13 protein-coding genes are annotated in these 20317 nt (G+C 44.4%); 8 read left to right on the plus strand and 5 right to left on the minus strand.

Going from position 1 to position 20317, the window contains the following annotated elements; all coding sequences use genetic code 11:
• Positions 1 to 118: 118 nt before the first annotated feature.
• On the plus strand, positions 119 to 1024 hold the full coding sequence (locus tag M0N77_RS01715) for a LysR substrate-binding domain-containing protein (protein ID WP_353102960.1): 906 nt from the start codon (positions 119 to 121) through the stop codon (positions 1022 to 1024).
• A gap of 143 nt (positions 1025 to 1167) precedes the next feature.
• On the opposite strand, the gene M0N77_RS01720 is transcribed toward M0N77_RS01715, so the two are convergent.
• The 3 genes from M0N77_RS01720 to M0N77_RS01730 all read right to left on the minus strand — a co-directional run bounded on the left by M0N77_RS01720 (position 1168) and on the right by M0N77_RS01730 (position 5117).
• Positions 1168 to 1935 carry a DUF305 domain-containing protein gene (locus M0N77_RS01720; protein ID WP_353102962.1) on the minus strand — a complete coding sequence of 256 codons (768 nt, stop codon included), beginning with the start codon at positions 1933 to 1935 and terminating at the stop codon, positions 1168 to 1170.
• 430 nt (positions 1936 to 2365) lie between these two features.
• Positions 2366 to 3994 (minus strand): long-chain fatty acid--CoA ligase, encoded by a 1629-nt coding sequence (locus M0N77_RS01725; RefSeq protein ID WP_353102964.1) that lies wholly within the window; start codon positions 3992 to 3994, stop codon positions 2366 to 2368.
• A 181-nt stretch (positions 3995 to 4175) separates the two neighbouring features.
• Entirely contained in the window at positions 4176 to 5117 is a 942-nt protein-coding gene (locus M0N77_RS01730) for an acyltransferase (RefSeq protein WP_353102966.1), read from the minus strand.
• 406 nt (positions 5118 to 5523) lie between these two features.
• On the opposite strand from M0N77_RS01730, the gene M0N77_RS01735 reads away from it, so the two are divergent.
• Positions 5524 to 7008 (plus strand): MFS transporter, encoded by a 1485-nt coding sequence (locus M0N77_RS01735; protein ID WP_353102967.1) that lies wholly within the window; start codon positions 5524 to 5526, stop codon positions 7006 to 7008.
• Positions 7009 to 7085: 77 nt separating this feature from the next.
• Here M0N77_RS01735 and narL read toward each other — a convergent pair whose 3' ends face one another.
• Together narL and M0N77_RS01745 are read right to left on the minus strand one after the other, a co-directional pair.
• Entirely contained in the window at positions 7086 to 7745 is a 660-nt protein-coding gene (gene narL, locus M0N77_RS01740; protein ID WP_353102969.1) for a two-component system response regulator NarL, read from the minus strand.
• A gap of 102 nt (positions 7746 to 7847) precedes the next feature.
• Complete coding sequence (locus M0N77_RS01745; RefSeq protein ID WP_353102971.1) at positions 7848 to 9827, minus strand: histidine kinase; 1980 nt, start codon at positions 9825 to 9827, stop codon at positions 7848 to 7850.
• 436 nt (positions 9828 to 10263) lie between these two features.
• Between M0N77_RS01745 and M0N77_RS01750 the strand changes: the two genes are divergently transcribed.
• The 6 genes from M0N77_RS01750 (at position 10264) to M0N77_RS01775 (ending at position 20291) form a co-directional block, all read left to right on the plus strand.
• Positions 10264 to 11643 (plus strand): NarK family nitrate/nitrite MFS transporter, encoded by a 1380-nt coding sequence (locus tag M0N77_RS01750; protein ID WP_353102972.1) that lies wholly within the window; start codon positions 10264 to 10266, stop codon positions 11641 to 11643.
• 307 nt (positions 11644 to 11950) lie between these two features.
• Positions 11951 to 15709 carry a nitrate reductase subunit alpha gene (locus M0N77_RS01755; protein ID WP_353102974.1) on the plus strand — a complete coding sequence of 1253 codons (3759 nt, stop codon included), beginning with the start codon at positions 11951 to 11953 and terminating at the stop codon, positions 15707 to 15709.
• A gap of 65 nt (positions 15710 to 15774) precedes the next feature.
• Positions 15775 to 17313 (plus strand): nitrate reductase subunit beta, encoded by a 1539-nt coding sequence (gene narH, locus M0N77_RS01760; protein WP_353102976.1) that lies wholly within the window; start codon positions 15775 to 15777, stop codon positions 17311 to 17313.
• Between the two features lie 64 nt (positions 17314 to 17377).
• Entirely contained in the window at positions 17378 to 18175 is a 798-nt protein-coding gene (gene narJ, locus M0N77_RS01765) for a nitrate reductase molybdenum cofactor assembly chaperone (RefSeq protein WP_371834211.1), read from the plus strand.
• A 14-nt stretch (positions 18176 to 18189) separates the two neighbouring features.
• Positions 18190 to 18915, plus strand: coding sequence for a respiratory nitrate reductase subunit gamma (gene narI, locus M0N77_RS01770; RefSeq protein ID WP_353102980.1), 726 nt, complete (start codon positions 18190 to 18192; stop codon positions 18913 to 18915).
• A gap of 188 nt (positions 18916 to 19103) precedes the next feature.
• Positions 19104 to 20291 (plus strand): globin domain-containing protein, encoded by a 1188-nt coding sequence (locus M0N77_RS01775; RefSeq protein WP_353102982.1) that lies wholly within the window; start codon positions 19104 to 19106, stop codon positions 20289 to 20291.
• Positions 20292 to 20317: the final 26 nt, after the last annotated feature.

The raw sequence follows: 20317 nt of genomic DNA on the forward strand, positions 1-20317 counted from the left end.
AGCATTGATGCTACTCGTTTAACCTTGATAAATCTAACGAGTTAAATATTAATAATGATAGATTTAATTTATCAATTAAGTTAGATTGACTCTAAGCCCGTCTTGAATGAGCAAGGATATGAAAATACAGCAGCTACGCCATTTTTTATTAATTGTTGAGGAAGGCGGATTTCGCGCTGCCGCAGAGCGCGCGCATCGCACGCAAGCGGCATTATCAGCTTCGATTAAAGAGCTTGAGAAGTCGCTCGGTCAGCCGTTATTTGAGAGTGGGAATAAAGCCACTTTGAGCGCTTTTGGTGAAGCTTGCTTGCCCAAAATTGAGCAGTTTATGGCGGTTTATCAAGCATTAGCAGAGGATCTAAAGTCACTAGCGATAGGTGATAAAGGTAAAATAAGAATCGCTAGTGTGCCGTCATTGGTGACCAAATTATTACCTAGCGTGTTATTTGAATACTCCAAACAATATCCCGACATCGAGATTGTATTAATAGATGATAACTCAACTGGGGTGACCAATCGGCTATTGGCAGGCGAGGTGGATCTGGCGCTGGGTAATTGCAATACCATCAATCAGGCGGACATCGATTTTACGCCGCTGATAGCGGATCCGATAGGGGTGGTGTGTTTACGAAATAATCCGCTACATCAGACTTTATCCTCTGCAAAAGGAAAGACAGCCAAAGGCCTAAAATGGCAGCAATTGCTAGAGCAGCCGTTTATATATAATGGTACTTGTCGCCTACTCGAGAATACGCCCGCTGAAGCGCTCAATCGCCAAGCTCGCTACACGGTTGAGAATATTACTTCCCTGTTCTCTTTATTACGTCATGACCTTGGCATTACCACGCTGCCTAAGCTGGCCTTTCCGACTAACGAGCCTGAGCTGGTTTGGCTTGAGCTGCTAGAGCCGTCCTTGACTCGGCAGATTGGTATTTTTAAATTAGCAAATAAGACTATCTCGCCTGCCGTCCAAACCTTTCATGACTGGTGCGTGGAGTATGTGCAGGATTATTATTTGCTGTAATAAAACAGGACTAACCGCTAGTTAGCATAAGTAATAAGGTATATTTTATTGACTTAAACTTTATTTCAAAATTAGGAGCCATAAAAAACCCTTACTAAATAGAATATAGTTGACTCACTTTAAAACCTATTAAGCAAAGACTATTAAGCGCCCGGCACTGGTCCGCCATTAGTCTTAATCCACTTTTGCATCTGCTCAATCTCTGGCTGCTGAGCATCGATAATCTGCTGCGCTAGCTGACGCATCTCAGGATCTTTGCCATACTGTAGCTGTACCTGCGCCATATCGACCGCGCCCTTATAATGCGGCAACATACCGCGAGCGAAGGCCATATCCGCCACAGGATCAGCGATACCTAGCATCATCTCATCATGCATAGCATTCATACCTTGCGCGTACGCTTGCTGCATAGCGCCAGTCTCAGCAATAGGAGCCGATATGTCAGGATGGCTCTCTAACCACTTTTGCATTTGCTTAATCTCTGGCTGCTGAGCGTCAATAATCTCTTGTGCCAAAGCTCTCATCTCTGGATCGGTACCGTACTTTAGCTCAATCTTTGCCATATCGACCGCACCGATATGATGACCTAACATCCCTTGAGCAAAAGCAGAATCCGGATCGTTATAAGCCATTCCCATCATCATCTCATTATGCATCTGAGTCATAGAATCGGTATATTCTTGTAGCATAGGCGATGCCGAGCCATGATGGGCGCTGTCATCATTCATAGCCATCGCGGTGTCACCTCTATCATGACCAGCATGAGGATCTACCGTGGTGTTAGTCGCTGTCGTCGGCTCTACTGTATTCTCAGAAGCCGCTTGTTCGTTAGCAGGTTGGCAAGCACTCAAAGCCATAGCAGTAATAATACTAGCAGCAAGTATAGCTGGCGCGCGCTTGAGAGTTTTCATAGATAACTATCCTTCATAAAAAAGTGTCGATATGGAGATACACTAGGGTTAAAGATTTTATATAGTCAGTTATAAGACTAAAAAACAACTAGGCAAGCCTGCTAAGGCCTACCTACTTAATAGTAAAGATAAGAGTGAAGAGGTATAAAACTAATAAAAATAGGGAGCGGTTATAAAAGTAAGGTTATGCAAACCTGTAATTAGGCTAATTACTTTAAGCCAAGCCTAAAAAGCTAATAACGAATGAATTATTTATTAGATGAGTAGTTTAAGCTATTACTCTCATTGGCATGGTACTAGCTTTAGTAGTTTTGCTACTTTTTATTATAAGCGTGTTTAATTGCGTAAAAACGAACCAAAAAACCTGCCACTAGGCAGGCTTTTCTTTAATACAAAATTATAATTTATTTAATGCGTTTTAATTAAGCTATTATGAATTAAGCAGCACATCACCATGCTCATCACGTAAGTTGTTTTTCATCATTTTGCCTGCGCCATTTAAGACAATATTATCAACGAAAACTACTTTATCAGGGATTTGCCAACTGGCAACTTTATTTTGATAAAACGCCAAAATCTGCGCCTCATCTACTTCTGAGTCCTCTTGTTTGACGACGATCAATACTGGACGCTCGCCCCACTGCTGATGCTTAGCCGCAATAGCCGCCGCCATTTTTACATCAGGATGACCGGCAGCGATATTCTCAAGCTCAACCGAGGATATCCACTCGCCGCCTGACTTGATCAAGTCCTTAGAGCGATCGCGAATATTCATATAGCCATCCGCGTCGATAGTGGCGATATCGCCGGTGTCAAACCAGCCATCTTCGGTGATAGCGTCTGGTCTATGGGTAAAATAATCATCGATGACCCAGTGTCCGCGAATTTGCAAACGTCCTTGTGACTCGCCATCCTCTGCTACCGGCTGGTTTGGATTTTCGGTATCCATTAGGCGCAGCTCAACGCCGTAAGGCGGACGGCCTTGCGACTTACGTAACTCGTTGATCTCCTCGCGGCTTAACGACTTATGCTTTGCTTTGATCTGATTCATCGTCCCCAGCGGACTGGTCTCGGTCATACCCCAGCCGTGGATAGCGTCACAATTAAAATCCTCTCTAAAGGTCTTGATCACCGATGGCGGGCAAGCAGCGCCGCCAACGATAGTACGGGTCATACTCTCAAGTTTGCTACCGCGCTTTTTGGCAGCGGTTAATAGACCCTGCCAAATAGTTGGTACGCCTAGCGCAATGGTTACCTTATAATCATCAATCACTGACACCAGGCTATCGCCATCAAGATTGGGGCCTGGCAGTATCAACGAGCAGCCCACTATCGCCGCGGCGTATGGCGTGCCCCAAGCATTGACATGGAACATCGGCACCACGGGCAATAGCACATCTTGCGCTGATAAGGAGGAGACATCGGGCATACACAGCGCGATAGCGTGTAGCACTGAGGAGCGATGCGAATACAGAATGCCTTTGGGGTTACCGGTGGTGCCTGAGGTATAACATAACGAGCTAGCGGTGGTTTCATCAAGCTTTGGCCAATCAAATTTTGGCGCTTGCTCGGCGATTAACTCATCAAAGAATAGCGCGTTCGGTAGCTGCTCTAATACTTTTTCGCTGCGATCGCCTAACAAGATAAAGTGCTTAATACCTTTAATATGATCTTGGATAGCAGCAATAAGGGGCAAAAAAGTCTCATCAAAGAATAGCACTTGATCCTCAGCATCGTTGATGATGTAGGCGAGCTGTTCAGGGAAAAGGCGCGGATTGATAGTGTGGCAAATCAGACCGCTGCCGGAGATGGCATACCAAGCTTCTAAGTGGCGACGATTATTCCAAGCAAGAGTGGCGATACGCTCTGAGGGTTTCAGCCCTAGCTTTTGCAGGGCATTGGCCAGACGTTTTGAGTTATCTGAGATAGTCGCCCAATCGCTTTGGGTCATGGTGCCATCGACTTCTTTGGAGTAGATGGCGGTATCGCCATGATATCTAGCAGCGTGCTCAATGAGGCTGCTAATCAGCAGCGGTTGATACATCATTTTACCTAACATATGCATATCCCTATAGTGAGTGAATGGTACTTATCCTTAGTCCATTTTTGGTGTAACCGCTATTATTATACGTCACTCTTCATATTCTAAAAGGTTTTTCATTGAGCTAATGGCTTAGCTTATTAGCCAAAGTAAAATTAAAAACTATGACCTCAAGATTTGAACCTAATAACATCTAAACCTAGTCATCAAACTCAGCTAACATCATCGCGATACGTTTATCTTTTTCAAGCCAAAGCTGTTCCACCCAAGCAAACATCTGCTCTTTGGTCGCCTTATCCTTTTCATAACCGCCATTTTTAAGACTAACCAATAGCTTATTCGGTATCTCAATATGACGCACATCTACGCCTAAGCGCTTGATATTGCCTTGCCACAAATCGCCATAACTTGGCACCCCATCTGGATAGACAATCGTCATATCCAAGATACCATCGATCTCATCGCCTAGCGCATTTATGGCCAATGCTAGACCACCCGCTCGTGGCTTGAGCAGATGAGTATAAGGCGACTGCTGGGCTTTGCGCTTTTTGATGGTGAAGCGAGTACCCTCTAAGTAATTTAGCAGGGTAAAAGGCTTATCTTTTAGTAGCCCACAAGCGCGTTTGGCCTCAATGATATCTTTGCCAGCTAATGCTGGGTTTTTTGCTACCGCTTGCTTGGAGTGACGGCGCATCATCGGAAAGTCTAAAAAGTAGAAGGTTTGACCGACGATGGGGATATATATCAGCTCAAACTTGGTAAAAAAGCGCGTCAGAGGCAGACGATTCTCACTGATGTACTGCACAATACTAGTATCAACCCACGACTGATGGTTGCTCACTAGCAGATATTGACCATCGATATTCACATCATCTGGTAGGCTAATACGCCAATCTTTTTTTGGCAAAATAGTATCTATCAAAGCATTGTTACTATTGATCCAATAATTAGCGATCTTTATCACTGTTTTATCAGCGATATCAGCGCCAGTCATTATCTTGGTTGCGCCCATCAGCCAAATAGGAATACTACCAGCGAAACTATTGCCAACTATGACGCCCGTTGCCGTTGCCAATGACACGGCCTTACCAAGTCTAGGCGCGCGCTCATGCATTTTTTGAAAAAGTGAGTTTAGTCGCATAACCAACTTATCCTCTCCCTATTACTGTGGATATTGATGGGTCTATTATATTTGCTATGGGTTATAGTAATAATATTACGAAATAATTCTAACAGAAAAAAAGCGTAGCGTAGCCTAGCTAGCGTGACTGGTGATAACACAGCAAAGAGCAGAGTAAAGCTAATAATAAGCTAGTCTTTGATAATAAAATCAAAATATGACTACTCATTTTTATCGATAGATTTAGCTGAATAAAACTGATTAGAATGAGGGGAGAGATTTAGCTAATAAAAACTAACTTGCTAATCCTCCTAAAGGAGTACTTGTTATAGGATTTATACTGCTTTTGCTCAATAGTTAATACTTTTGCTTATTGCTAAATTATCCTCATAAAAATTGTAAAATTTTATGGTGGAGGATAGTTATCATGCATGCAAAAGAGCTACTTGAGATTGAACGGCGAGATATAAGAGCGCTTCACTACACGTGGATCGCTTTTTTTCTTACCTTTTATGTTTGGTTTAATATGGCACCGCTCGCAACCTCGATGCTAGCGACTGAGAGCTACTTGACCCCTGATCACATCAAGCTGTTTTTGATTGCCAACGTGGCGCTAACCATTCCTGGTAGGGTGATTGTCGGTATGGCGCTAGATCGTTTTGGTCCTCGGCGGGTGTTTTCTATCTTGATGGTAGTGATGGCGATACCGACTTGGTTTTTTGCCTTTGGTACCTCAGCGATGCAGCTGTTCGTTGCGCGCTTATTTATGTCTATTGTCGGAGCAGGCTTCGTCGTTGGTATTCACATGACAGCCCTATGGTTCAAGCCCAAAGACATTGGTTTTGCGGAAGGCTTTTATGCCGGTTGGGGTAATTTTGGTTCGGCAGCGGCGGCGATTACTATTCCAACCGTTGCACTGCAGTTCTTTGGCGGTGATGATGGTTGGCGCTGGGCGATTGCCTTGTCAGGATTATTGATGGCCGCTTATGGGGTGGCGTATTGGTTTTTGATTACCGATGGTCCAAAGGCGGACACTCATCAAAAATCACGTAAGGCTGGGGCGTTAGAGGTCTCTAACTGGGCGGATCTGCTGCTTTATTGCTTATTTATTATTCCTTTATATGGGGTATTATCGTTACTGGTTTATCGCACTCAGGGTATGGGGTTTTTGAGCGATAACGGCGCATTGATCTGCTACGTAATCATTGGCTTGATGGTGATTTACCAAATTTACAAAGCCATTAGTGTCAACGTACCGATTATCAAAGCGCGTATTCCTGAAGATGATAAATACCCGTTTACCTCGGTTGCGGCGCTAAACGTGACTTATTTTGCCAACTTTGGCGCTGAGCTGGCGGTAGTCTCTATGCTACCGATGTTCTTTGCTGCTACTTGGAAGCTTGATCCTACAGTCGCAGGCTTGGTTGCCTCAACCTTTGCCTTTGTGAACTTATGGGCGCGACCGCTTGGCGGTTATATCTCCGATAAGATCGGCAATCGTCGTTTGGTGATGCTGGTCTATATGTTCGGTATCGGTATTGGCTTTGCACTGATGGGGCTATTAAACGCAGAATGGCCGCTATTTATCGCGGTGGTATTTACTATCTTGTGCTCGGTATTTGTGCAAGGAGCGGAGGGGGCCACTTTTGGTATTATTCCATCGATCAAACGTCGTCTCACCGGTCAGATATCGGGTATGGCAGGCGCGTATGGTAACGTCGGCGCGGTATTTTACTTGTTTGTCTTTACTTTAGTAGAGCCCAATCAGTTCTTCTTTATTATCGCTATTGGGGCCTTTGTCGCTTGGATACTGTGCTTCTTTTGGCTCAAAGAACCTGAGGGTGCTTTTGGCGATGAGTATCAAATGTCATCGGTCGATCGTCAAATCGCTGCTGAGCAAGCACGGACTTAGTTTTTACCTAACAAAAACCCATCTAGCTTAAGGTTAGATGGGTTTTGCTTTTATCTAATATTTACAATACGGATAAGCTATTTTGATAAATGATTGACCGTCCATACCGCCGCTTCTACTCGCGTTCGCAGTCCTGTTTTATTAAGAATATGCTTAACATGGACTTTTACCGTTGATTCAGCGATATTTAATTTATTAGCGATCATCTTATTACTAAGACCCTCAGCGATCATCTGAATCACTTGCAGCTCTCTACTGGTCAAATTGCCAGCGATATCATCGATAGTCGGTTTGCGTAACGTTTGCGCTAGTATTGCCGCTAGATTAGGGCTGATTACCAGCTCTCCGCGTAGCACCTTTCTGATATTGACGATAATCAGCTCAGGCTCCATATCCTTTAATAAATAACCATCTACTCCCAGCTCCAGCGCCTCTTGTACGTCTTCGCCAGCATCGGATACGGTAAATAGTAACGTCTTGACCTCAATGCCTCTAGATTTGATCTCCCTCAAAGTCTCAATGCCCGTCATGATCGGCATTTTGTGATCCAGTATTACCAAATCAACGCTATTATTAGCCAAAAAATCTAGCGCTTCTTGACCGTTACTAGCTTCACTAACCACTTCGACATCGCTCTCAAGGCTTAATAATTCAGCAATACCGCGGCGCAGCATCGGATGATCATCGACCAGTAGTAATTTGGCAGGAGAGGTTGGGGTATAGACATTAAGGCTCATAAGTTGCTCACAAATTCAAAGTTATACAAAATTAGATAATCAAGCATTAACCCTTTAGGATAATTTATTTTTTATACTAGCTTTAGATTTTTCAGCTAAATATTAATCAAAAAAATTAGGAGAAAATTTCACTATAATTTTAGTGCCTGATGGTTTGTTGTCCATGATACTCAGCTCCCCGCCCAAATTATGAGCGCGCTCTTGCATAATCATTAGTCCATGATGCTGGGTCTGATCGACATCGCCTATGATACCCACGCCATCGTCTCTGATTATCATAACGACATAATTACTCTCATCATAACTCAAATCAACGATTACATTTTCAGCCATAGCATGACGGCTAATGTTTGATAGAGCCTCTCTTAAGATTTGGATCAGATGGACTTGCTCGTTGGCATTTAAATTAAGAGACATAATGCTATTGTTAACTTGAACATTAAAGTGGCCTCGTGTTGCAAATTCGTCAGTCGTCTCATGCAAGGCTTCATCGAAATTATTGCTATCAATACTTAAGCGAAAAGTGACTAATAAGTCTCTTAACTGCTGATAAGCGGAGTTTAGCCCTAGTTTTATCTGGTCAATACTTTGTAGTACCGTTTGTTTATCGCATTTGTCAGAGGACTGCTCTAAGCGTTTTTCTAATACGCTGAGTTGAATCTTTAGATAAGACAATGACTGAGCTAGAGAGTCGTGGAGCTCTCTTGCAATAGTAGATCTCTCCTCAAGCAAAATAAGTTGATGTTCTTGTTGGCGCTGTTTGCGTAATGACAAAGCCGTACCCACAAGATTAGTGAGCGAGATTATTAATTCATCATTATCAGTGTTTTGACTCTCTAAGTAATCCGTTTGTAGGGAGTCGCCATCTATCGTTAGGGTTTGAATACGTCCTAAATGACGCTCTAAATGAGGATCAGCGCTGTCTTTAGTATCAATCGCCAGCTCATTATTCATCATCAAAATAGATTTGGGTCTAACTTTAAGCTCACCAAACTCAAAGTTTTGATGAGAGATAGAATAAGTCTTGGTATAAATATTACTTTTGATAAAGCAATTGTCACAGTTAAGCTTTGTGCATAATTCCTTCATTTTATCATCGTGAAGAGCAATAGAATCTTTACCATTTAAGATATCGTTTTGTATACACAAAGTGAGATCTAAGTGAGGAAAGATAGTGCCAAAATCGGTAATCAATTTATCCAACTTATACAGGCTGACAGGACTAATGGTTAGCTGTTTGGAGAAATCATAAAACAAGCCTAGCGCTTGGTTGGCCTGCGTTAAGTGCTGGGTCTTAGTTTGTACTTCGTTTTCTAAGGACTGCTGATAAGTCTCGATGGTGCTGGCCATCGCATTAAAAGAGTTGCCCAGTTTTTTAAATTCCCTATAGCCTGATATCGAAACCCTAGTCTCGCTTTTGCCTTGACGAAACTGACTATTGGCTTTGATAAGGCGCTGCACAGGCAACAAAACGTTGTTTTGTAACTTATAAAAACCAACCAGCATAATAATAATGGTCAATAACAAAGAGGCGACTTGTAGCAGTTGTTGCCAAGTCTGCCTTTGCTCATTGCGGTACTGTAGGGCGTCAACTAAGTCATCTACATTTTCGACATAAGAGTTTGAGGCGCGATAAAAAGCGCTTTGATCGTTAGCTAAGATAGAGGGTTTTAACTCATCAAACCATTGTCTCTCAATTTTATGCAATTGCCGGTTGATCCCGTCATGCTCATTGCCATGATATTGCTGATAATCGCGTAAGCTTGCTAGTCGCTGCTCCATATCGCTAAGCAAAAACTCTAACGCCGCTGCTGCACTTGCAAAGTCTTGCTTGCTTGCTTTGGTCTCAGTACTAACGCTCAAATCAGAGGATGAGAGATTATCAAAGTCAGTGGCTGTCTGAAACTTGATGCGATAAGTCGCCATCCGTATCGAGCCTGCCGTATTGATAGCTTGAGCATCTGCTTGAGAGACCCACGCCAGCACGCCGCTGCCTATAGCGGAGATGAAGCACAGCATAGCAATAGCAATGACTGATGCCAGCGCCTGTACGGGTAGAGAATGTCGTAAGCCGTTTTTCATAAAATAAAAAATCTATCCCTTATTAATAAGCTGTGGTAAATCCGCGCCTCTCAATCAGTATTTTTAATCGCTATCTATAAAGCCCCAAAAACCAGTTAAAAAGCCGCCAATCTACCTTATCACTGAGCGCTGATGACTAGCTATACCTCTAAAGCAGTAGACGCTTTGGCGTACGCCGATTACCCCTTTTAGATAATAGTCTACCCCCATGTGTGAATACCAATCAAAAAGGTAACTAGGTAAGGTAAGACATTACTTTTTGTTAAGCGGTGATAGTGTTTAAAAAGAGCTTAAGCAAATACAGCGGATAACGATCTGGCTAGCTACTTTTGCTAGCCAATGATAGGGATTTACTGCCCGCTTTTGGTTTTTGTCACTAATTAACGAGCGAAGCACCCTGATAATAATTGAGTATATTCTACTAAGTGAGGAAAAAATGAGCGGTAAATATCATACAAAAGGCGGTAAGCTCATTACGGATTGGCGGCCTGAGGTAGATGAGTTTTGGCAAAATGGCGGCAAAAAAGTAGCGACGCGTAACTTATGGGTCTCTATTCCAGCGCTGCTACTAGCCTTTGCTGTCTGGATGGTCTGGAGCGCGGTCATTGTTAATTTGCCAGAGATTGGTTTTAGTTTTGATGATAGTCAGCTGTTTTGGCTAGCAGCGTTGCCCGGATTGACAGGCGCAACTTTGCGTATTTTTTACTCTTTTATGGTGCCTATCTTTGGGGGTAGACGCTGGACCGCTATCTCGACCGCCTCGTTATTGCTGCCGGCGTTATGGATGGGCTTTGCGGTACAAGATCCTAATACACCGTTTATGACTTTTGCTATCATTGCGCTGTTGTGCGGCTTTGGCGGTGCAAACTTCTCATCATCAATGTCTAATATCTCGTTTTTTTATCCCAAAGCTGAGCAAGGAACGGCGCTAGGTCTAAACGCCGGACTTGGTAATTTGGGCGTATCGGTCATGCAGTTTACGATTCCCATCGTTATTGGTTTGGGTGTCTTTGGCGCTTTAGGCGGCGCTCCGCAAGTGACCGCAGCAGGCAAAGAGCTGTATCTACAAAACGCCGGTTTTATTTGGGTGCCTTTTATCGCACTGGTATCAGTCTTGGCTTGGTTTATGATGAATGATATCTCCTCAGCCAAAGCGTCTTTCAAGGATCAATCTGTCGTCTTTAAGCGCAAACATAACTGGATTATGTGTATCCTTTATATGGCGACTTTTGGCTCGTTCATTGGCTTCTCAGCCGCCTTTCCAATGCTCATTAAAAACTCTTTTCCTGATATTAATCCGCTTAAATACGCTTTTTTGGGGCCATTTGTCGGAGCGATATTTCGTCCGCTAGGCGGCTGGATAGCAGATAAAATAGGCGGAGCAAGAGTAACTTTTTGGAATTATATCGTCATGGTACTAGCGGTGGTAAGCGTGATGTATTTCTTACCTAGCGATACTCATCCGGGTAGCTTTATTGGTTATTTCATCTCATTTATGGTGCTGTTTATCACGACTGGTATCGGTAATGGCTCTACCTTTACGATGATTCCTAATATTTTTAAAACCTTTTTGGAGCGTCTGCATCCTAGCCGCGTGGGCACAGAAGAGCTATTCGTTGAGATACGTAAAGAGTCCGCTGCGGTGGTGGGATTTACCGCTGCTATTGCCGCTTATGGCGCTTTCTTTGTACCCAAAATGTTTGGCTCAGGGTTAGGTATCAACGGCACCTTTATTGCTTTGATTGTCTTTTATATCATCTGCATTGTGCTGACTTGGTGGTATTACAGCCGCGGTAATGCTGAGATTCCTTGCTAAAGCCAAAACTAAACTCTGATAAATAAATACAGATGCTGCTTACTTATTAATAGGTAAGTGGCATTTTTTATTTTTGGTTTATTTGACGGTTTTTGCTAAAGAGGTTCTGATCTTAACTACTACTTAGGGGGTAGCTCAGTGCTCATATTAGCTAATACCAACCTTATTCAAGCTCGCTTAGAATGATGATATCGAAATAACAGTATGTATGTTCTTTAGACATAGAGCTTTTAGTTGACATCTTGTTCTATAACTTTAGTGCTTAATTACTTCTTACCCTATAAGTCATCAAGTAGAGGATAGCCAAATGAGTCACTTACTCGACCAATTCCGCTTTTTTAAACGCAAACAGGGCGAATTTGCCGATGGACATGGTGAGACCCGTGATGAGTCTCGCGCTTGGGAAAACGTCTATCGTAGCCGCTGGCAGTACGACAAGATTGTGCGCTCAACGCATGGCGTCAACTGCACCGGCTCTTGCTCATGGAAGATCTATGTCAAAAACGGCCTAGTGACTTGGGAGACTCAGCAAACCGATTATCCAGAGACTCGTCCTGATCTACCAAACCATGAACCACGCGGCTGTCCTCGCGGCGCAAGCTATAGCTGGTATATGTATTCAGCCAACCGCGTCAAATACCCAAAAGTACGTAAGCCGCTGCTTAAATTATGGCGCGAAGCCAAAGCTCAGTACCCTGATCCCGTCGATGCTTGGGGCAGTATTGTGCAAGATCCTCTTAAGGCTGAACAGTATAAATCCAAACGCGGCCTAGGTGGTTTTATCCGCTCAACGTGGGCGGAGGTCAACGAGATTATCGCCGCTAGTAACGTCTATACCGCCAAAACCTTTGGCCCTGATCGTATCGTAGGTTTTTCACCGATTCCAGCGATGTCGATGGTCAGCTATGCTGCGGGCAGTCGCTATTTGTCCTTAATCGGCGGCGTTTGCTTATCATTTTATGACTGGTACTGTGACTTGCCGCCAGCCTCACCGATGGTTTGGGGCGAGCAAACAGACGTGCCAGAATCCGCTGATTGGTACAACTCTGACTACATTATCGCTTGGGGCTCAAACGTGCCACAAACGCGGACACCTGACGCGCATTTTTTCACCGAAGTTCGCTATAAAGGTACTAAGACCGTCTCTATTACCCCTGACTATGCTGAGGTGTCAAAACTTACTGATTTATGGTTAAACCCTAAGCAAGGGACGGATGCGGCAGTAGCGCAAGCGTTTTGTCATGTGATTATCAAAGAGTTTTATCTCAAGCAGCCAAGCGATTATTTCTTGGATTATGCCAAGCGTTATACCGATTTGCCAGTGCTAGTGATGTTAGAGGGTGAAGAGGGCGCGCGCCGTGCGGGTCGTTATCTACGCGCCTCAGATTTGGTCGATAACTTAGGTCAAGAAAACAACCCTGAGTGGAAAACTATCGCCCTTAATAATGATGGTGAGCTGGTATCACCGCTAGGCTCTATTGGCTATCGCTGGGGCGAAAAAGGCAAGTGGAATCTAGAGAGTAAAAACGGCACTACTGGCGCAGAGATCGATCTAACGCTGACGCTAAAAGACAGCAGCGAGACTTGTAAGGTTGCCTTTGATTACTTTGGTCACGTTGATCATCCGCATTTTACCTCAGTACCGGGCGAGCCTATCCAGCAAAAAACCGTTCCTTGCAAAACCATTACCCTGGCTGATGGCAGCAGCGCTATCGTCGCCACTGTCTTTGACTTAACCGTGGCTAACCTCGGCGTTGATAATGGCGTGGGCGGCGAGCATGTCACTGATGATTATAACGATGCCACCGTACCAGGTACGCCCGCTTGGCAAGAAGTGATTACCGGCCTTAGCCGTGAGCGCGTCATTCAAGTGGCGCGTGAGTTCGCTGAAAACGCGCACAAAACGCATGGCAAATCGATGATCATCATCGGCGCGGGTATGAACCACTGGTATCACCTCGATATGAACTATCGCGGCGTGATCAATATGTTGATGCTTTGTGGCTGTATCGGTAAATCAGGCGGCGGCTGGGCGCATTATGTCGGTCAAGAAAAACTACGTCCACAAACCGGCTGGTTGCCACTTGCTTTTGCACTGGATTGGCACCGTCCGCCGCGTCATATGAACGGGACTAGCTTCTTTTATGCTCATAGCTCGCAGTGGCGTCATGAAAGCATCTCAGCGCATGAAATACTATCGCCAAATGCCAATAAAAAGTTCTTCCCTGAGCATATGCTAGATTACAACATTCAAGCGGAGCGTGCCGGCTGGTTACCCTCAGCGCCGCAGCTCAACCGTAACCCATTGACCATCGCTGCCAAAGCAGCCGACAGTGGCAAAGCGGTAGAGGACTATGTTGTCGACTCGCTAGAGGATGGCAGCCTACGCTTTGCTTGTGAGTCGCCTGATAACCCAGCTAACTTCCCACGCAATATGTTTATTTGGCGCTCAAACCTTTTGGGTTCATCAGGTAAAGGCCATGAGTATATGCTGCATTATTTCCTTGGCACCAAAAACGGTTTGCTCAATGAAGAAAACCCTGAGGGATTTTTGCAGCCAAAAGAGGTGGATTGGGTCGAAAAAGGACCTACAGGCAAGCTTGATTTAGTGGTAACACTGGACTTCCGTATGTCCTCGACTTGTCTGTATTCTGACATCGTACTGCCAACGGCAACGTGGTATGAAAAAGATGATATGAATACCTCAGATATGCATCCGTTTATTCATCCATTAACGGCGGCTACTGATCCTGCTTGGGAATCTAAAACCGATTGGGAGATCTACAAAGGCATCGCTAAGAGCTTCTCTGAGGTGTCAAAAGGTCACTTAGGAGTCGAGACCGATGTCGTGACCCTGCCTATGCAGCATGACACCCCAGGCGAGTTAGCGCAGCCATTCGGTGGTACCGACTGGAAGACGGCAGGGGAGAAACCTGTACCCGGCAAAAACTGTCCAATGATCAAAATCATTGAGCGTGATTATCCGAGCACTTACAAAAAATTCACCTCGATGGGTCCGGCACTTGAAGTACTAGGTAACGGCTCTAAAGGTTTGAATTGGGACATGAAAAAAGAAGTCAAACAATTGGGCGACTTAAACCACCGTGTCACTGAGCCGGGTATCTCTGAGGGCCGTCCACGTCTAAATACCGCGGTCAATGCTTCTGAGATGATTTTGATGCTAGCGCCTGAGACCAATGGTCATGTCGCGGTCAAAGGTTGGAACGCTTTATCGGAGTTTACTGGTCGTGACCATACGCATTTAGCCAAATCTAGCGAACACGAAAAAATCCGTTTCAAAGACATCGTTGCTCAGCCGCGCAAAATTATCTCAAGCCCGACGTGGTCAGGTATTGAGTCTGATGAGGTGAGCTATAACGCCGGCTATACCAACGTTCATGAGCTGATCCCTTGGCGCACCATTACCGGCCGCCAGCAGTTTTATCAAGATCATCCTTGGATGCAGGCGTTTGGGGAGCAGATGCAGCAATATCGTCCGCCTATCGATACTAAGACCACGGACATTATCAAAAACGCCAAACCCAATGGTAATAAAGAGATTGTACTGAACTTCTTAACACCGCACCAAAAGTGGGGTATCCACAGTACTTACTCTGAAAACTTATTGATGCTAACGCTCAGCCGCGGTGGCCCTTGTGTTTGGCTATCAGAGGTTGACGCGGCAAAAGCCGGTATCGTTGATAACGACTGGATTGAGGTATTTAACGCCAACGGCGCGATTACCGCTCGAGCTATCGTTAGTCAGCGCGTCAAAGAGGGTATGACCATGATGTATCACGCGCAAGAAAAACTGGTCAATATCCCAGGCTCTGAGCAAACCGGAACGCGCGGCGGTATTCATAACTCGGTCACGCGGACTATTTTGAAACCGACGCACATGATTGGTAGCTACGCGCAGCAGTCTTACGGCTTTAACTACTACGGCACCGTGGGCTGTAACCGTGATGAGTTTGTGGTGATTCGAAAAATGTCAAAGATCGATTGGTTAGAAGACAAACCCGATAACGCACTGCCTCGTCCGCTACCTACTAGCATCGATGGTTAATCCCACTTTTTATACTAACGCTTTTTATATTAGTACTATTTATATAAAAACTTGGAGCACACCCCATGAAAATTCGTTCACAAGTCGGCATGGTGCTTAACCTCGATAAATGTATCGGTTGCCACACCTGCTCAGTTACCTGCAAAAACGTCTGGACCAGCCGTGAAGGCATGGAATATGCCTGGTTCAATAACGTTGAATCCAAACCCGGCATCGGTTATCCCAAAGAGTGGGAGAATCAAAACAAATGGAACGGCGGCTGGATACGTAACGCTAATGGCAGTATCAACCCACGTATCGGTGGTAAATTCAGAGTACTAGCGAATATCTTTGCCAACCCTGATCTACCAGAGATTGATGACTATTACGAGCCGTTTGATTTTGATTATCAACATCTGCATACCGCGCCTATTAGTAACCATCAACCTATCGCGCGTCCGCGTTCGGCCATCACTGGCAAGCGGATGCAAAAGATTGAATGGGGCCCGAACTGGGAGGAGATCTTAGGTTCAGAGTTTGAAAAACGTCGCAAGGATAAAAACTTCGATAGCATTCAAGCCGATATCTATGGACAGTACGAAAACACCTTTATGATGTATTTGCCGCGTCTATGCGAGCATTGCTTAAACCCCACTTGCGTGGCGGCTTGTCCTAGTGGCGCGATTTATAAGCGTGAAGAAGATGGCATTGTATTGATTGATCAAGAAAAATGCCGCGGCTGGCGTATGTGTATCTCAGGTTGCCCGTATAAAAAGATTTACTACAACTGGAAATCGGGCAAGTCAGAAAAATGCATCTTCTGTTATCCGCGTATTGAGGCAGGCTTGCCAACGGTTTGTTCAGAGACTTGTGTCGGCCGTATCCGCTATCTAGGCGTGCTGCTATATGATGCGGACAAAATCGCTGAAGCGGCGAGCACACCAAACGAGCAAGATCTGTATCAAGCACAGTTAGACGTGTTCTTGGATCCTAATGATCCTGCGGTTATTGCTCAAGCGTTAAAAGATGGCGTGCCGCAATCGGTTATCGATTCAGCACAGAAATCACCTGTTTATAAGCTAGCGATGGATTGGAAATTGGCACTGCCACTACACCCTGAATATCGCACCTTACCGATGGTTTGGTACGTACCGCCACTATCACCGATTCAAAACGCGGCTGAAGCAGGCAAAGTGGGTATGGATGGTCTAATCCCCGATGTCGATAGCCTACGTATTCCACTGCGTTATTTGGCCAATATGCTGACCGCTGGTGATGAAGAACCAGTTCGTTTGGCACTCAAACGCTTGCTGGCTATGCGTAGCTATAAGCGGATGCAATTGGTTGAGAAGCAAGAAGTCCAAAGCATCTTGGATGATGTCGGTTTGACTAAGCATCAAGTGGAAGAGATATATCGCTATCTAGCGATTGCCAATTACGAGGATCGTTTTGTGATTCCAACTGCGCACCGTGAAGAGGCGTTAAGTGATGCGTTTGCTGAGCGTAACGGTTGCGGATTTAGCTTTGGTGAAGGCTGTTCAGGACATTCTGATAACAGTATGTTTGGACAACGTAAAGCCAATCGCCGCGATTTTATTGATACCGTCCAAAAGTGGGAGTCATAAGATGCAAACTACTCAAATTCATAATACTCAGTTTGTGAGTAGCGCCATTGATGAGCCAATAGCTATGCCAAATATTGGCGGCTCAGAGCTAAAGATATTAAAGGTGCTCAGCTTACTTATAGACTATCCCAGCAACGAGCTATTTGCTGGGGACACTTTAGCCGACTGTACCGAGATTGTGGCGCGCTCGACGCTAATTAGCCCAGCGGTGCGTACTCAAATCATCGACTTAATCGAAGATCTGATCGATACCGGCTCTTTAGAAGCCCAAGCTCGTTACGACGGTCTGTTTGAGCGCGGTCGTTCTTTATCACTATGGCTGTTTGAGCATGTGCATGGCGAATCGCGTGATCGCGGTCAAGCGATGGTCGATTTGATGAACCAATATCAACAAGCGGGTTTTGAGATTAGCGTCAAAGAGCTGCCAGATTTCCTACCTTTGTATCTGGAATTCTTGGCTTATCAAGCGACAGTGATTGAAGATGATATTCAAATTCGTATGGATATCGCTGATGTCAGTCATATTATTGCGCTGCTAGCGGCAAGACTCAAAGATCGCGGCAGTGTTTATCAAGGCTGTTTTAACGCGCTATTACAGATTGCTGGCAAGCCACTTGAAGTGGTTGAAGAGTATCAAGAAAAAATCAGCGAAGAGCAGCGCGACGATACCTTTGATGCTTTAGACAAAGAGTGGGAAGAGGAGGTAGTGACCTTTTTGGATGCTCAGCAAGAAGAGCGTTGCCCCTCACAAACCAGTACCCAAAACCGCGCCGCCAAATCAGCCAATAGCCAGCCTACAAAATTGGTTGATGCCCCTGTGCACTGGGTAGACTTTAAAACCGCTCAACCGGTTAAATCGTAATTAGGAGAAAGGACATGGAAATTGCAAGTACTGGTTTTGAGTCTTTGGCTAATTTGAGTTGGCTACAGATATTCCTGTTTGGTGTTTACCCCTATATTGCGCTGGCTATCGCTATCGTTGGTACTTGGGTAAGGTTTGATTTGTCGCAGTATTCGTGGAAAACCGGCTCCTCACAGATGCTAAGATCCAAAAATATGCGCTGGGCGAGTAACTTATTTCACGTAGGTATTATTATCGTACTGCTAGGCCATTTGTTTGGCATGCTGACGCCGCATTTTCTTTATGAGTCGTTTATTAGTGCGGGTCGAAAGCAGGTCGTTGCAGTAGTAGTCGGCGGTATTGCTGGGGTGTTTTGTTGGATTGGTTTGGCGATGTTGTTATGGCGCCGCTTCACCGATGACCGTATCTCCAATACCTCAAATTTTTCGGATAAGCTGGTATTAGTCTTATTATTTGTGCAGCTCAATCTAGGTCTAATCTCTATCTTTACCTCTATGCAGCATCTAGATGGCTTAACGATGATGAACCTAGCAGGCTGGGCACAAGACATTACTATCTTAAGACCGGTACAAGCCGCTGCCCGTATCGAGCAGGCTGATCTGATTTATCAGCTGCATATGGCACTGGGTATTACGCTGATCATGATCTTCCCGTTTACCAGATTGATTCATATCATTAGCGCGCCAGTGTGGTATTTTGGTCGCCGTTATCAGATCGTTAGACAAAAAAGATCGCAATAAAAAATAGAGATTGGTAGTGATAGCACATTGATATTTTAAGAGAAATACTATAAGATTCATTTGAAATGAATCTTATAGTCATTAGTTATTTATTCAGCTTTACATTTTTAATTACTTTTTAAAAGTTTGGCTACTTTCGCTAATAATCTCTCAATTTATCAAAGAACTGACTTAACAAGGGGAAGCTCATGGCTTCTGTACAAACTATTGAGATTGTCAAAGCAACTGTTCCTGTGCTTGAAGAGCATGGGGCTACCATTACCACTGTATTTTACAAAAATATGTTTAATGAGCATCCTGAGCTATTAGATATCTTTAATGAAACCAATCAAAAATTAGGCCGACAACAGACGGCGCTTGCGACAACGGTACTAGCGGCAGCCAAACATCTAGATAAGTTAGAGACGCTATTGCCACAAGTGACGCAAATTAGCCACAAACATCGCGCCCTACAAATCTTGCCCGAGCATTATCCTATTGTAGGTCATCATCTATTAGGCGCTATTAAAGAGGTGCTAGGCGAGGCGGCTAACGACGACATTATTAACGCTTGGTCTGAGGCTTATGACGAGATTGCTGATGTTTTTATTCAGCTAGAAGAGACGATGTATGAGCAAGCATTATGGGATGGTTTTGCTACTTTTAAAGTAGTAGAGAAGTCTGCTGTAGCTACTGATATTGCTGCTTTTACCGTGATTCCAGTAGATGAAAACCAAGTTATTGATTTGGATAAATTTACCCTGACAGCGGGTCAATATATCACCGTAAAAACAGATCCTACAGACAGCGATAATTTAGCACTGCGTCACTACTCTTTATACTCGGCCCATACCGATGAAGGTATTAAGTTTGCGGTAAGACGCGATAATCGTAATGAGCATTATGGTCTGGTTTCTAATTATTTGCATGATGAGGTAGAGGTTGGCGATACTATTTTGTTATCAGCGCCTGCCGGCGACTTTGCGCTAAATCAAGATTTGATGGGACAAAATGATATTCCATTAGTGCTGATTAGTGCAGGCGTTGGAGTTACGCCTATTTTATCAATATTAGAAGCGCAAATAGCGAGCAATCCAAAGCGTCCTATTATTTGGGCTTATGCTTGTCAAAATGAGCAGCATCACGCCTTTGATAAGCAAGTAAATCAGCTTTTAGCGTCAGCAAAAGACGTAGAAAAACAGGTTTTCTATTTTGATTCTGGAAAACTTTTGGATGATCGTTATTTGGCAACTTTGCCAGAACCTGCCGATATTTATGTCTGCGGCTCAATGCCATTTATGGAAAGTATCATTGATGGTTTAACGGCTCTAAATCATGGGCTGGATAAGGTTCATTATGAGCCATTTGGTCCTAAGATGAGTTTGCAAGCGTCTTAAATTAATTTTCATAACCCTTTTTTAAT

Origin of the sequence: Psychrobacter sp. AH5 (assembly GCF_040371085.1) — a bacterium.
Taxonomy (GTDB): domain Bacteria; phylum Pseudomonadota; class Gammaproteobacteria; order Pseudomonadales; family Moraxellaceae; genus Psychrobacter.